Annotated in this window: 11 protein-coding genes and 1 pseudogene; 3 read left to right on the forward strand and 9 right to left on the reverse strand. The window is 61.4% G+C overall.

All coding sequences use genetic code 11. The features are described 5' to 3' along the window. Nucleotides 1-102 precede the first annotated feature (102 nt). Nucleotides 103-423 (forward strand): hypothetical protein, encoded by a 321-nt coding sequence (locus MJ643_RS02075; RefSeq protein WP_013972138.1) that lies wholly within the window; start codon nt 103-105, stop codon nt 421-423. A gap of 462 nt (nt 424-885) precedes the next feature. On the opposite strand, the gene MJ643_RS02080 is transcribed toward MJ643_RS02075, so the two are convergent. Continuing rightward, nucleotides 886-2,511: a methyl-accepting chemotaxis protein gene (locus MJ643_RS02080; protein ID WP_024088018.1), complete on the reverse strand. Its 1,626-nt coding sequence runs from the start codon at nt 2,509-2,511 to the stop codon at nt 886-888. Between the two features lie 252 nt (nt 2,512-2,763). Between MJ643_RS02080 and MJ643_RS02085 the strand changes: the two genes are divergently transcribed. Continuing rightward, nucleotides 2,764-3,162 (forward strand): tetratricopeptide repeat protein, encoded by a 399-nt coding sequence (locus MJ643_RS02085; RefSeq protein ID WP_024086815.1) that lies wholly within the window; start codon nt 2,764-2,766, stop codon nt 3,160-3,162. 95 nt (nt 3,163-3,257) lie between these two features. Here MJ643_RS02085 and MJ643_RS02090 read toward each other — a convergent pair whose 3' ends face one another. Next, nucleotides 3,258-4,748, reverse strand: coding sequence for a PLP-dependent aminotransferase family protein (locus tag MJ643_RS02090; protein WP_038409333.1), 1,491 nt, complete (start codon nt 4,746-4,748; stop codon nt 3,258-3,260). Between the two features lie 15 nt (nt 4,749-4,763). Between MJ643_RS02090 and MJ643_RS02095 the strand changes: the two genes are divergently transcribed. Then, nucleotides 4,764-6,503, forward strand: coding sequence for an NAD(P)H dependent flavin oxidoreductase family protein (locus tag MJ643_RS02095; RefSeq protein ID WP_038409331.1), 1,740 nt, complete (start codon nt 4,764-4,766; stop codon nt 6,501-6,503). A gap of 151 nt (nt 6,504-6,654) precedes the next feature. On the opposite strand, the gene dapA is transcribed toward MJ643_RS02095, so the two are convergent. The 7 genes and pseudogenes from dapA to MJ643_RS02130 form a co-directional block, all read right to left on the reverse strand. Continuing rightward, nucleotides 6,655-7,521: a 4-hydroxy-tetrahydrodipicolinate synthase gene (dapA, locus tag MJ643_RS02100; protein WP_013972133.1), complete on the reverse strand. Its 867-nt coding sequence runs from the start codon at nt 7,519-7,521 to the stop codon at nt 6,655-6,657. 121 nt (nt 7,522-7,642) lie between these two features. After that, nucleotides 7,643-7,795: a hypothetical protein gene (locus tag MJ643_RS02105; protein WP_023661540.1), complete on the reverse strand. Its 153-nt coding sequence runs from the start codon at nt 7,793-7,795 to the stop codon at nt 7,643-7,645. A 103-nt stretch (nt 7,796-7,898) separates the two neighbouring features. Then, nucleotides 7,899-8,156: a PAAR domain-containing protein gene (locus MJ643_RS02110; RefSeq protein ID WP_024086811.1), complete on the reverse strand. Its 258-nt coding sequence runs from the start codon at nt 8,154-8,156 to the stop codon at nt 7,899-7,901. Then, nucleotides 8,153-8,968, reverse strand: a complete 816-nt coding sequence (locus MJ643_RS02115; RefSeq protein ID WP_230491498.1) for a DUF6708 domain-containing protein — start codon at nt 8,966-8,968, stop codon at nt 8,153-8,155. Before MJ643_RS02115 ends, MJ643_RS02110 begins: the two co-directional genes overlap by 4 nt. Then, nucleotides 8,965-12,192: a T6SS effector BTH_I2691 family protein gene (locus MJ643_RS02120; protein ID WP_247726588.1), complete on the reverse strand. Its 3,228-nt coding sequence runs from the start codon at nt 12,190-12,192 to the stop codon at nt 8,965-8,967. The genes MJ643_RS02115 and MJ643_RS02120 overlap by 4 nt, the downstream gene beginning before the upstream one ends. Beyond that, a complete protein-coding gene (locus tag MJ643_RS02125) occupies nt 12,189-13,112 on the reverse strand; it encodes a hypothetical protein (RefSeq protein ID WP_038409327.1) in 924 nt (307 codons plus the stop codon). The genes MJ643_RS02120 and MJ643_RS02125 overlap by 4 nt, the downstream gene beginning before the upstream one ends. Next, a pseudogene (locus MJ643_RS02130) lies at nt 13,112-13,740 on the reverse strand (type VI secretion system tip protein VgrG); the annotation flags it as partial. The pseudogene MJ643_RS02130 and the gene MJ643_RS02125, both read right to left, overlap by 1 nt.

Genomic DNA, 13,740 nt, shown 5'->3' on the forward strand with positions numbered 1-13,740 from the left:
AGCCGCTTCGTCGAAAGGCTGCGCACTGCGGAACTTAAAAGGCAACCTTATGTCGTATCCGCACTCAAATTTCCCCCCTGCGCCTTTTGGAAGCGAACAAACATGAAAAAAACCCTGGTAGCCGTCTTTACCTGTGCGCTGGCGCTCGGCGTAACTGCATTGTTGCCTGCCGATGTCTCGCCGATTGGTTCCGCATATGCCAAAGGTAATGGCAATGGCGGTGGCAAAGGTGGGTTCAACGGTAATGGCGCCGGCTACGAGAGTGATCATGCAGGCAAGGCCACCCGCAACCATGGCGAGAGCGGCAATCACTATGGAAGCCTGCGCAATGATGACAACGGCCGTGGCACTACCCGGTCCGGCATTGCCCATTCCAAGGAACACAACAAGGCCGGGCGCTCCTCTTCGAAGCACGATCGATAACTGAAAGCGCAGATGGCGTGCCCTCGAACCGGGCGATGCGGTTGATGGCACCGGCTGCGCCGGTGTTCGCGGGTAAACCCGCTCCCACAGGTACGGCGCATTTCTTCAGCTGATGGGCTCCCTGTGGGAGCGGGCATGCCCGCGAAGCAGGCGACGCCGTGGATGGCACCGGCTGCGCCGGTGTTCGCGGGCGCGCCCGCTCCCACAGGTATGGCGCATTCCTTCAGCTGGTGGGGTCCCTGTGGGAGCGGGCATGCCCGCGAAGCAGGCGACGCCGTGGATGGCACCGGCTGCGCCGGTGTTCGCGGGCGCGCCCGCTCCCACAGGTATGGCGCATTCCTTCAGCTGGTGGGGTCCCTGTGGGAGCGGGTTTACCCGCGAAGCAGGCGACGCGGTGGAAGGCACCGGCTACGCCGGTGTTCGCGGGCGCGCCCACTGCCACAGTCTGGTGCCCGCCAAACCTCAAACCCTGAACCGCGCCACCAACGCCGCCATCTCCCCCACCAACCCCGACAACGCCTTGCTCGCCTCACTGGTCTGCTGCGCCCCCGCAGCCGAGGATGTCGACAACTCGCGAATGTTCAGCAGGTTGCGGTCTACCTCTCGCGCCACCTGGGCCTGCTCTTCGGCTGCGCTGGCAATCACCAGGTTACGCTCGTTGATCTCGCCGATCGCACTGTAGATACCCTCAAGCACCTGCCCCGAGGCCAGGGTCACGTCCAGCGTCGACTGGGCGCGGCTGGTACTGGCCTGCATCGAGGTCATGGCCGCTTCGGTACCCGCCTGCACGCGCCCGATCATCTGTTCGATTTCCTGGGTCGACTGCTGCGTGCGGTAAGCCAGTGTACGCACTTCATCAGCCACCACCGCAAAGCCGCGCCCGGCCTCGCCCGCACGGGCGGCCTCGATGGCGGCATTGAGTGCCAGCAGGTTGGTTTGCTCGGACACCGAGCGAATCACTTCCAGCACTTTGCCGATGTCCCGCACCTGCCCGACCAGTTGCTCCAGATGCGCGCTGCTGGCCTGGATCTCCCGAGTCATGGCCTCGGTGCCGTCGATGTTGTCGTTGACTTGCCGGCGGCTTTGCGCCGCCAGCTGGTTGGATTCGCTGGTGGTCTGCGAGGTGGTGATGGCATTGCGCGCAACCTCCTCAACGGCCGTGGTCATTTCGGTAACGGCGGTAGCGGCCTGCTCCAGCTCCTGGCCCTGCTGGCGCAGGTTGTTGGCGCTTTCCTCGGTGACCATATTCAGCGCCGTGGCGGCTGCGTCCAGCTGCCTGGCACAGTTGCTGATCTGCCCCAGGGTGTCGCGCTGGCTCTGCTGCATGCGCTCAAGTTCATGGAACAGCTGGCCGATCTCGTTACTGCCCTGCCCCTGCACCGGCACGCTCAGGTCGCCGCCGGCAATGCGCTGGAAGTGCCGGCCAGCTTCGCGCAGCGGGTGCAGCACGCGCTGGGCAATAAAGGCCCAGCACAGCACCGCCAACACCAACGTCACGCCCAGCAGCCCCAGACTCAGCAGTTGGGCGCGCGCCAGGCGCCGGTCGGATTCCAGCATGATCTGCTGACCGCGCTCACTCAATGCGCCAACCAGCTGCTGGCGCAGCGCCTGCAGCCGGCCCATGGCGTTGCCGGCGTCGGTGTTGACCTTGAAATACTGCTCGAGTGAACGTTGACGGGTTGCCTCACGCTGCCCGGCGACCGCCTTGGCATACTCGCCGTAGGTGGCCTGCAGTGCCGTTGCCAGTGCGTGCAGCGCAGGCTCGCGGGCGTTTTCGACAAACTCGTCCACCAGCTTCTGGCTCTTGTCGTTCAGCTCGACCGACAGCGCCATGCGCTTGTTGGCGCTTTCCTCATGACCACCCAGCTGCTCGATGAAGCCCGAGGACACATTGGCACTGGCGCGAATCGCCATCAGCAACGCATTGTTCAACCGGTCCGACTGGTGCGCGGTCTGGTCCAGTTCGGTGATCTGCTGGTCGCTGCCCACCGCCGCCCGCCAGGCACTGACGGTGGAAAACAGCAGGGTCACGCTGAACAGCGACAGCACCCAGAACATTCCGGTGCGGATCTTCAGGTTGGCAAGCATGGGGGCAGTACTCCTTGTTGGCACCACTTCTGGTCGATGATTCGACGGTGGGTGTGCTGCTATCGGAGGTACTACCCCAGGCTTGAGGCGCCGGAGTGCGGTTATGGGCGGTAACCGAACAGATGTTGTCGAGGCACATACCGGCAACGGGCAACAAGCCGACCAGGCGGGAACTTCAACGCTCCAATTCGGTCGATAGCATCCCCTCGCCCTCCAACCTGGCCCGCCCAAGCCCTGCCGAGTCTTCCGCCGATGCCCAGCACACCTGTTCTGTCAGCCCTGCTCCTGTTGTTCAGCGCAATCACGGCACAGGGCGCACTGGCCGGCGAACGCTACGCGCCCACACGCAGCAACAATGCTTCGACGGTGCTGATCGAAACCGCCTCGCAACAGTATGCCGACGGCCAGCTGGACCAGGCGGCGGCCACCCTGGAGCGTGCGCTGCACATTCAGCCGAACAACCCGGCAACATTGCACTACCTTGGTGTTTTGCGCCTTCAGCAAGGGCAGTATGAACAGGCCGAAACCCTGGCGCTTCGCTCCAACCTGCGTGTTGGCAACAATCACGCCCTGCGCAGCCGCAACCTGCAGCTGATAGAAGCCGCGCACAAGGCCCAGGGCTCGGGCATGCTGCCGACGGCTGCGCATTGACGGCGGCAAGACGCTGCGCGCGACGCTATTGTTCTGCCCGGTGATATAGGCAACTTCGTCGCTGGTCAGGACTGCCAGGCAGGCTGTCCATTCTACTACCCGGTAATCGCCTTCGCCGCCTGCGCCAAACGTTGTGTAGCCAGCCGGATTTCATCCATGTCCAGCGAGGCGAACCCGAGGCGCAAGGCATTTTCCGCATGACCAAACGGCGAAAACTGCCGGCCACTGCGTACCACCAGGTCCAACTCCAACGCCTTGCCAACCAACTGATCCACATTGATCTCGTCAGCAAACCTCACCCACAGCGCCAGCCCACCTTCCGGCTCGCGCACGGTTACCTGCTCGCCAAAGGCATCGCGCAAGCAAACCAACAGTGTCTCTCGACGTCGGCGATACTCCCGGGTGACCCGACGCAAGTGCTTCTTCAGTTCGCCATCATTGATCAAGTCCGCCAGCATCTGCTGCATCACCGCATCGCCCTGCCCCAGGGTCAGCGTCGCCCTGCGTTCGAGCGCTGCGGCCACCTCCGCCGGCGCCACGATGAAACTGCAACGGAACGTACTGCCCAAGGACTTGGACAATGAGCCAATGTAGATCACATGCCGCTGCTGACGGTCGCTGGCCAGCGGCAGGTAAGGCCTCCCGGCAAAGTGGTATTCATGGTCGTAGTCTTCCTCGACCACGCAGAAGTCGTGCTGCCGCGCCAGTTCCAGCAACTGCTGCCGGCGCCCGGCAGGCAGGCTGACCGTGGTCGGGAACTGGTGATGGGGTGTGATGTACAGCATGCGTACCTGGTGCAGCCGGCACAATGCATCGATCTGCTCGACCCGACAGCCCTCCTCATCCAGTTCTACGGTGACCAGCCGGGCGCCCAGCTGGCGGAAGATCTCCCACGCAGGCGGATAGCTCAGGCGCTCTACCAGCACAACGTCACCGGGCTTGAGCAGCACGCTGGCCACCAGGTACAGCGACATCTGCACGCCCTGGGTCAGGCAGATATGCTCGGCGCCAACGTTCAGGCTGCGATTGTGCCGCAGCATGTCGGCCAAGGCGCTGCGCAGGGAGTGGCTGCTGCACGCGCTGCCATGGCGCACGGTGTTGGCGGCAAAGCTGTTGCGCAAGGCATTACGGTAATAGCGGTGCAGAACGGTCTGCGGCAGCAGGCGGTGGTCACAGGCACCGTTGTCGAAGAACAGCGCACCCGGCCGATCCTGCTGCGCGGCAGCCTGTTCGTTGGCCGCGAAGTAGGCAACGGCAGGCTCCTCCTGGAGCACCAGGGCAAAGGGCTGCGCTGCGTCGGGCTCGGTCAGGGTGCCAGCCGCCAGCTGCCGACTGACGAAGGTGCCACGGCGCTGCACGCTTTCCAGCCAGCCCTTGGTCTCGGCTTCCTCGTAGGCGAGGATCACCGTCTTGCGATTGACGTTCAGCAGTTGCGCCATTTCCCGCGTGCCAGGCAACGGCGTGCCGGGGCGCAGGCGGCCCTCGGTGATAGCGGCTACCAGGCCCTCGACGATCTGCCTGTACGAAGCCTGCGGCTGCGCCCCGTCGAGCTTGAGCAGCGGCTGCCATTTGCGAAGCTGGACCATGTGAATTAACCGAAACTGGAGGTTCTACTGGTCCTGGACTATAGCAACAATCGAACCTCCACTTGCCCCGAGGTGCCTATGCAGAACCGCCACGTGATTGAATTGTCGCCCTCGGGCAAAACCTTCGACGCCAGCCAGGAGCTGCTGCTCGATGCCATGCTCGCCAGCGGTCTGCCGGTGCCCTTCTCATGCCGCCGCGGCGCCTGCGGCTCGTGCAAGGTCAAGGTGGTGTCGGGGCAGTATCGGGACAAGCAGCGGACGGCAGACATGCCCGCGCCCTGCTACCCCCTCGCCGCCGACGAAATGTTGCTGTGCCAGAGCCACGCCTGCAGCGACATGCGCCTGGAAATCCCCGGCTGGTCCCTGGAAACCCAGGCGCTGGAAATCCACGCGCAGGTTCATGGCAAACGCGAACTGAGCGCCGATATCGTCGAACTGGTGCTTCAGCCTGCGCAGCCGTTGGCGGTACGGGCTGGCCAGTACGTGCGCTTTCGGCTCGCCAACGGCGACAGCCGCTGTTTTTCCATCGCCAACCTGCCCGACCGGGACCAGGGGAAACTGGTGTTTCACATCCGCAAGGTCAGTGGCGGCCTGTTTACCGAACTCCTGCTGCCAACCCTGCAAGCAGGTGACACCTTGAAACTGGAAGGACCGGTGGGTGCCTGCACCTGGCAGCACGAGGCCCAGCGCCCCCTGGTACTGTTCGCCACCGGTACAGGTTACGCCGGCATCAAGCCATTGCTGCTGACCGCCCTGGCAGGTGATGCCGAGGTCACGTTGTACTGGGGCGGCAGATCGGACGCCGACTTCTATGACCGTGAGTTTCTCGACCAGGCCAGCCGTGCACACGCTCACTTTCGCTGGCACCCGGTGCTGTCGGACCAGGCGCGCGTGCAGCAGGTGGCGCTGGCCCAGGCCCATCGCTGGGCCGACACCCAGGTCTATGCCTGCGGCAATGCCACGATGATCAGCCAGGTTCGCGAGCAGTGCCTCGCAGCAGGCCTGCAGCCCCATCGTTTTGTCGCGGAGGCTTTCGTTGCCAGCGGCACACTGGCGCCAGAGGCTTCAACAGCCAGCCCGTTGCACCCGGAGCTGGAAAAAGTCGGCCCACGCTACTCGCTGGACGGCATGCTCGCTGCCCGCGAGCAGTCGGTGCGGGCCGTTGCTGCGATAGCGAACCAGCTGAAAGTCGGCATGACCACTGCCCAGGCGCTGGAGATGGCCGCGCAAACCTTGCAGGCGATGGGTGCATCGCACACCTGGCACCCGACCTACATCCGCTTTGGCGACGACACCGTGCGCACGCCGCGCCAAGGCATTGATCTGCAACGTGTATTACGTACTACGGATATCGTCGTGGTCGACGTCGGCCCGGTATGGGATGGCTATGAGGGCGACTATGGCGACACCTTCGTGTTCGGCCAGCACGAGCTGCACCACGCCTGCGTCAAGGCACTGCATGAGGTGTTCGACGAAACCCGCCAGGCCTGGGGCCGTGGCCTGACCGGGCGCGAACTGTACGACTTCGCCGAGCGCAGTGCCCAGGTAAAAGGCTGGCAGCTGGAGCGCAACCTGGCCGGGCATCGCATCGCCGACTTCCCGCATGTGCTGTATGGGCAGGACAAACTGGCCGAGGTGGAAATCGTCCCGAGCGAAGTGGTGTGGGTGCTGGAGATCCAGTTGTGCCACCCTAGCGAGCCGGTCGGGGCGTTTTTCGAAGACATCCTGATTGGTGAGGCCAGGTCGTTCTCATAGATTCAGAAGCAAGCGATCCGCGTACCCTGTGGGAGCGGCTTTAGCCGCGAAGAATCCAACGCGCTGCATGGCACCGGCTGCGCCGGTGTTCGCGGCTAAAGCCGCTCCCACAGGGGCCTTGCTGATTCAATGAGTTATGTGCCGTTCTATCTCAAGCACCGAGCGAATCCAGCACGCCTTGCAGCTTGCCCCGGGTCATCTCGGTGCACGGCTGCATGGGCTCTCGCAGTTCGTCGCTCATCAGCCCCTGTAGCTGCAAGGCCGCCTTGACCACAGCCGGGTTGGGCTCGGCAAAGGCCATCTTCATCCAAGGCAGCAATTGGTAGAACGTGCCGCGCGCGGCTACCCAGTCGCCATGGTCGACCTGCTGCAGCATGCGCACGTACAGGTCGGCCCGCACATGCGCCGAAGCCGAAATGGCCCCTGCGCCACCCAGGCACAGGTTGTTGAAGATCTGCACGTCCTCACCGGCCAGCACCTGGGCGTGGCCGTCCTGGATCAGTGCCATGGTGGTCTCGCTGTCACCGCCGCAGTCCTTCACCGCCGCGATGCGCGGGTGGCGCACGATGCGGCGCAGGGTTTCACGCTCGATACGTACCCCGGTGCGGTAGGGTATGTCGTAGACGATCACCGGTACGCTGGCGGCATCTGCCACGGTGCTGAAGAACGCTTCGATGCCGGCCTGCGAAGGCCGGATGTAGCACGGCGCAGGGACCAGCAGCCCGCCAATCTCACGCCGCTGGATTTCAGCCTGGAAGGCCAACAGCTCGCGCAAGTTGTAGCCCGACAGGCCCATCACCACCCTGCCCGGCTCCACCCAGGCCAGCACGGCATCCAGCACAGCCAGTTGTTCGGCCTTGGACAGCGCCGCCGCCTCGCCCGTGGTACCGCATACCACAAAACCGGCCACACCCTCTTCGAGCAGCTTCTTCACCAGTTTTTCCAGGGCGGCGAAGTCGACTTCATTGGCGCGCAATGGCGTGACGAGGGCAATCCAGATACCACGGAAATTCGACATGCAGAAACTCCTGATGTTGACCGAAAGTCAGCGTCAGCAGGGCGGAGAGTCGAAGTGGTCTGGCAGGGATACCTGGCGCCTTCTGTCTCGTCAGCCCACCTGACGAGACAGCGCGCCTCGGTCAGATGAGCGGCTGTTTCTTGGATTTCTTGGCAACGGCAACGCACGCGCCTGCCTGGGCGATGAAGCCCGAAGCGAAAATGGCGTGGTTGGAAATGGACATGCCGGCAAGCCCGTTGCGTGGATATGGCTGGATAATGGTGGCGCGGCGCACTCGGTGTCAACACCGAGATAGCAAACCCATCCGGCTGCGTCGGTGTTCGCGGCCAAAGCCGCACAGAGATCTGTGGGCCCGATCTTGTACAAGAGACATTTGATCAGTCCAGCATCCACCCATCATCGCCCTCCTCCAGCACACCACCGTGATCCGTCCGGTCTCCTTTACGCGCCACAGCCGCGCCCTCAATCAGGAAATGCTCGGCTCCACTCTCAATCACGGCACCGCACGTGGTCCGATCCCCCACCCTGGCAACCGCCCTGCCATTGAAGGTGTACGTGGCACTGCCGCTTTCCACTTCGTTGATGCCATGCAGCGGACAGACATGTCGATGGCCTACAAGTACGACAGGATTCATTGGGCCTCTCCTTCTGATGGCCCGGTGCGAGATTCACGGTCTATCTCCTCTGGCCAATTAACCTTGGGTGCCAGGCAATGCATGTGGCTCAGGCCATCGTCATCGTTCCAGTCACGGGGTGGGTGCACGAACTTCGGCAGGGCTTCGGGACCTTGCTGCATGAATAGCCGGGCGATGGCCCAGTAGGCTTCGCCGTGATACAGGTCGTGGGTGAAGAAGACGCGGTCGATGACTTCGTTGGTTTCCGGGTTGCGGACCGACAGCATGACGTTCTCGATCAGGCCACCGTGGCCTGGGGCGTAGACTCGGTAGACTTCGGCGGTTACGTCGTCCCAGTTGTAGGCGACCGGTTTGACGCCCCAGTGTTTGCGGCTGAACAGATAGATGTAGTGGAATCTGAATTGATAGAGATAGATTTTGCGTCGTAGGCGATTGAAGCGAATGGGTTCGTCCCGTGGGAGCAATAGGTCCATTTTTACATATGTCGCAGTAGCCCACATGCCAATCAAAATCGCTAGCGATGAGAGGATGTCAACGCCCCAATTATTCGACCAGTAGATACCAAAAAACCTCCAATGCATGTAGATTAATGCACCCACAGAAAAAACCAGAATTGGTCCCCCTATCAGCACTGCGACACCACGCAAACTGACAGTAGATCGGGGAAGCTCCAGGAACACATCATCACAGTAGTTTGGTGGCGGATCTATATCTTCAAAGCTTAAGCGCGGAGCTTCATCCGAACTGACACCAGGCAGATCATGACTCCAACACAGAGCTCGCTCCGAAAGGATCCTGGGCTTAGTTTTCATTCGTTAGCCTCCTTAATGCAGACCTCAACATATGCGTCTGGCAGCCTTCTATCCGGCCAATAACTTATTAGCAGTGTCGCGGCTCTAATGGTATGCGACCCAATCGTAGCTATCAGATTCACAGCCCCCGTAATTTCTAGCCAAGACATATGCGGCTCATTTTGGCTAGGCGACCGTAGTATTTTTTCAACTAAAATATCACTCTTATAATCGGGCAACCTCGGCTGAAAAAAGTCATGGAATGTTGCCGCTTTGGTAAGCGCCTCGGCTCGGACAGGTTGGTATTCATCAAGAACAACAGTCTCTCCGCCACTGAAGTCGGGGAAGGTTCCGTCACCATGACGATGTACAACAAGCATCAAACGATAGGCCGAATGCTCATCACGGTATTTGGGCAATATGATTTGGAATTTTAGCTTTTGCTCTAGTTCCAAGCTAAGCAACCCACCAATCTTAGAAGTGGCCGGGTCGCTTAAACGCTTGGATTCGAAATGAATCGCCGCATGTACGCCGAGCGTGGCGGCATTGAGCTCTGCAAACGCTATATCTGCATATTCAGGTGTCTTCCAAGACACGACCGGATTTTCATCGTTAGTCCCAAAGCAGCAGCGTCGCACCCAGCGCTCTAATGCATTAGATTCGCTTTCTTCAGCTGACTTGGCAAATGCGTAAGCGATGAGAGCCAGTACGATAGCCAGACCTAAAGGCCCTAATAGGACGGGTTTGAAAATTGCATAGACAAACATTCCAGTTGAAGAGATGTACACAAGACCTGCACTAAAATAATTCCTCGCTGCTAGGTTGTCCCCAGCTGCTCGTGTACGGTTAGCGGCAGAAAATGCTTGTGCCGTATCCAAAACCCCGGTTATTGCACCTATCATCGCACCGATTTTTATCAGCGACACTCCAGTTTCTGAGGCGCCCTTAGCCCACGATATTCCAGTATGCTTAGTACTTGAGTTCAACAAGAGCCCTATTAGCTCGATACTCCCTCCCAATATTCCCAAGTACGATCCTTGCAATGCCAACCTGGCCTCATGCGCCTTCGGCCCGATCTCCGTTTCCGCCTTTTCCTGATTCCTGCCCAGGCTGTCCTGCTGTAAATACAACCCGCCTATCGCCAGCAGGACCTCCCAGCTGCCAGCAATCCCGCGTAACCCAGAAAAACCGGTTTTTACCAATCGAGCCGCCTGCTGCGTCGTGATCTTCATCCCGTGCAACAACCTGCGCGCATCGGTTTCCAACGTCCCCGCCGCCACCGAGATATTCACCAAGGCAAGCTGTGCCGCGCTGCTCGCCTGGGTTACCCCCATGCTGGCCTCCTTGAACAACCGCCCATGCACTTCCTCGGCCTTGCCCTCGACCCACACCGTCACGCTGATCATCGTATTGGTGAACCGCGGGTCGAGCATTGCAAGGCTCATCAAGCCATGCTGGATGATCGGCCGCACCTTGCGCATGGCCTTCATCGAGCCAAACTCGAAGTCATCGATATTGCGGTGCATCCGGTCCCGCGCCTCGGCGATCGACGCGTTGGCCTTGTGCTGCAACTCCCGGAGGTGGGCGCTCTGCAAGGCGTAGTACTCGCCCAGCTTCATCTTCACTTCCAACTCGATCAGATGGACGCCGTTGTAGAGAAACTGCGTGGCGCTGTTCAAATGCCGCACAGCCTTCTGAATACCTGGCGACAGACATGGCGCCAGCCGCTGACTGGCCGCATTGAGCGCACCCTGCGTTTCAGCAATGGCCTGCTTGAGGGTATTGCGCGTGCGCAGGCCGGCGTCATCGCTGGCGATGATCTTGCTCAGCATGCCGTAAAGCTTGTCGCTGTCGTTCCAGTTGATCGCTTCTGTGGCGGAGAAACTGGGCAGCAGCCCGGCCAGCAGTGCCTGGTCGCGCATCAGCAAGGCGCGGTAGGGCGGGCTGTCAGGGTCCTGCAGCCATTTCAGCCAGAGCAGTTCGCTGGTGCCGGAAGCGGGAACATGCGGTTCAAGGCGGGGGACGACAGCTTCCGTAACCCCACCGCCCAGGCACAGTGCCATGGTCTTGGCGTAGGCCACCCCGGACTCACGATCGTTACCGTCGTAGTCGTATGCCTCGGCCACCTTGAACATGGGCGTATCGAACAAGGCAACGTACGCCTGCGCGTCCTTGTCGATGTAACGCTGAAACTCACGTTCCTGCTGGTCGTACTCGGCCTGGAAGGCGGCCCGCTGCGGTTCGTGGTAGCGCTCTTCAAGCCGCTCGTCACTCTCCTGCTGTGCACGCTCGACCAACAGCTGCCGCTCGACTGCCGGGTCGGTGAACACCGGCGGCCCATCACCCGTCATCGGTTCCAGCGACGGCACCTTCTGCGCCGCCCATTCCCTGTGCGTGGCACGAATGATCTGCAGGATCTGCGAGGTCTGCAGCTGATAGGCGCGCATCGGGTCTTCACGCCAGGCCTGACGCTTCAGTACCCAGTTCAGCCGCTGATGGTTGTACTCCTGAATCAGCCCGACAGTGTCGTCGAGCACCACTGCCAGCACGCCGTTTTCCAGCTTGTGCCGGTTGATCGCATTGACCAGATACCCTCGCAGGGCGAACCGGCGCAACCAGCGGCTGTGGAAGCCATGCGCACTGTCGAAGGGGGCACAGCCATGCTGGGCATATTCGAACACCTGCTGGTCGACCCCAAGCTTATCGGGCGTCATGGCGATGCCCAGCAGTTCGGGATTGTTGCGGGCCTGGATCAGGTCCAGGCCCTCGAAGCGATGCGCAGGCGACGCGCCGCTCTTGTAGGCGTTCAGCACGCTCACCGGCCAGGCGTCACTGGAGAAGGCCAGCCAGGCGCTGGTGTACCTGCCGGTATCGAGGTTGAGAAAGGCCGAAGGAATGTCGTGATCTGCGTTCACGCATTTTTCGGGCAGCGGCGAAGGCGGGCCATCTGGCGGCTCGTAAGGGTTGAAGCGGCGCAGATGACCTTGCTCGCTGACGGCATAGGCATGCCAGACCTGCTGGTCGAGCAGCACATACAGGAAGCCCCTGCGCAAGGTGCGCAAGCCGATCTTTGTCGAGATATGCCGGTTATCCGCCACGGTGGAGACACACTCGGGGCGGGCATCGGGCACCAGGGCGCGGCGCAGCGGCAGGATCGGCAGGCCCTGGCGCTCGCAGAACATGCACTGGTCGTGCGGCAGCCCGGCTTCGGCGATCGCGAGGGCAATACGTTGGCTGATGGTCATGAGCGATTCTCGGATTTCGGCAGGCATTCGATCAGTTGGCGCCATTGCGCCTCGGAGTAGCGGGCGAGCAACGCGGCAAGAGGCGCCTGACCTCTGGCCGCTGCATCGATCATTTCGCCCACCGCAGGCACGGTATGCAGCCTCGGGTGAATGCACAGGTGATGGAGAGCGAAGGCCACGATGTCCTCCATCGCGCTCAGGCCCAACCTGCGTGCATCATCGATATGGTTCGAAGCACGCACCGCAGCAAACGGTGGAATCTGACACTGATTGATGTGCTGCGAACCCGCCCGCAACACTCTCCAGGTAGCCAGCACACATTCGATCAGCCCCACGTCATCCTGAATTCGCCGCGCAGGGGTCGGCAAAGGGTGTCGCTGCCCGCTCTGCCCTTTCAGGCTTGCCAACCTCCCACCGCTACTCAGGAACAACCAGTCACTGATCGGCCACCATGGGCCTTGTTCAAGCCGCTCGAACGTCGCCGCAAGCAACTCCAGCCGGACGGGTTCGTAGACCGGGTAGCAGCCAAATTCCCGATTGGAATCGGGTAGCCGACACAAGGCCGTGAGATGGGACGCGACAGTGGCCGAAGGCGCCTCACTGAACAGCCAGCCACACAGGTAACGCCGTTGCTGAAACAACGCCCTCTGCGCCGCTCGGGCGGTCAGTTCCAGCAGACGGCGACTGGGGACCATGCCGGGCGAAGCCAAGCAGACCAGTACGGGATGCAGTTGGGGGGCATGGGCCAGGTCGGCCCGGTGCACACGGGTCAATGCCTGCTCACCCAGGGCATTGCGCAGCGGGGCAAGCACGGCGTGGTCGCCATCGTGAGCAGTCGCAAGCGGATCTATCAGCACATGGCAGTACAAGTGCGCCCCATGATGGCTTTCGATGAGCCTCGCCAGGTTGTCAGTGCGCATCAGGCCTTGGCCTCGCACTTGTTGCTGGCGTCAGGCGCAAGCGTAAGTGGCTGGCTGTTTCCAGTCCCTGACGCAGCCGCGCTGGTTTGCCCCAACAGCTCGAGCTTCAGCCCGTTGATAGTGATGCCCTGCCCGTCCAGCACAATGCTGCCGCCCGCGGTTCTGAACTCGATGCGCTCACTGGCGCGCAGCTGATAGATCGTCGTATGTTGCTCGATGCCCTGCCCGACGGTGACCTTTTGCGTACCTTTGACGACCAGCTCGGCGTCTTTCCCGACAAGGGCCCGGTGATTGGCCCCTGTTGATTCGCTACGGTCGTTGCCTATCTTCTCGATCAGGTCCTGCTTGATGTCTACGTGGCAGGTTTGCCCAATGAGCTGGGTATGGTCACCCCCGGTTTCCTGGCGGAAGTCATTGCCGATATTCAAGTGCTCATCATTGCCGACCTGCTCGACACGATTACGCCCCACACGCGTGGTCTCATCATTGCCGACTACATTGTTCTGGTCCCGCTGGGCATGGATGAACACTTCTTCCTTGCCGAGTTCGTCCTCGAAGCGCAGCTCGTTGAAACCATCGCCTTTGTGGGTCTGGCTCTTGATGGTCATGCGGGTCTTGTGTTCGGGCA

The organism is Pseudomonas sp. PNPG3 (genome assembly GCF_023093815.1).
GTDB lineage: Bacteria > Pseudomonadota > Gammaproteobacteria > Pseudomonadales > Pseudomonadaceae > Aquipseudomonas > Aquipseudomonas asiatica.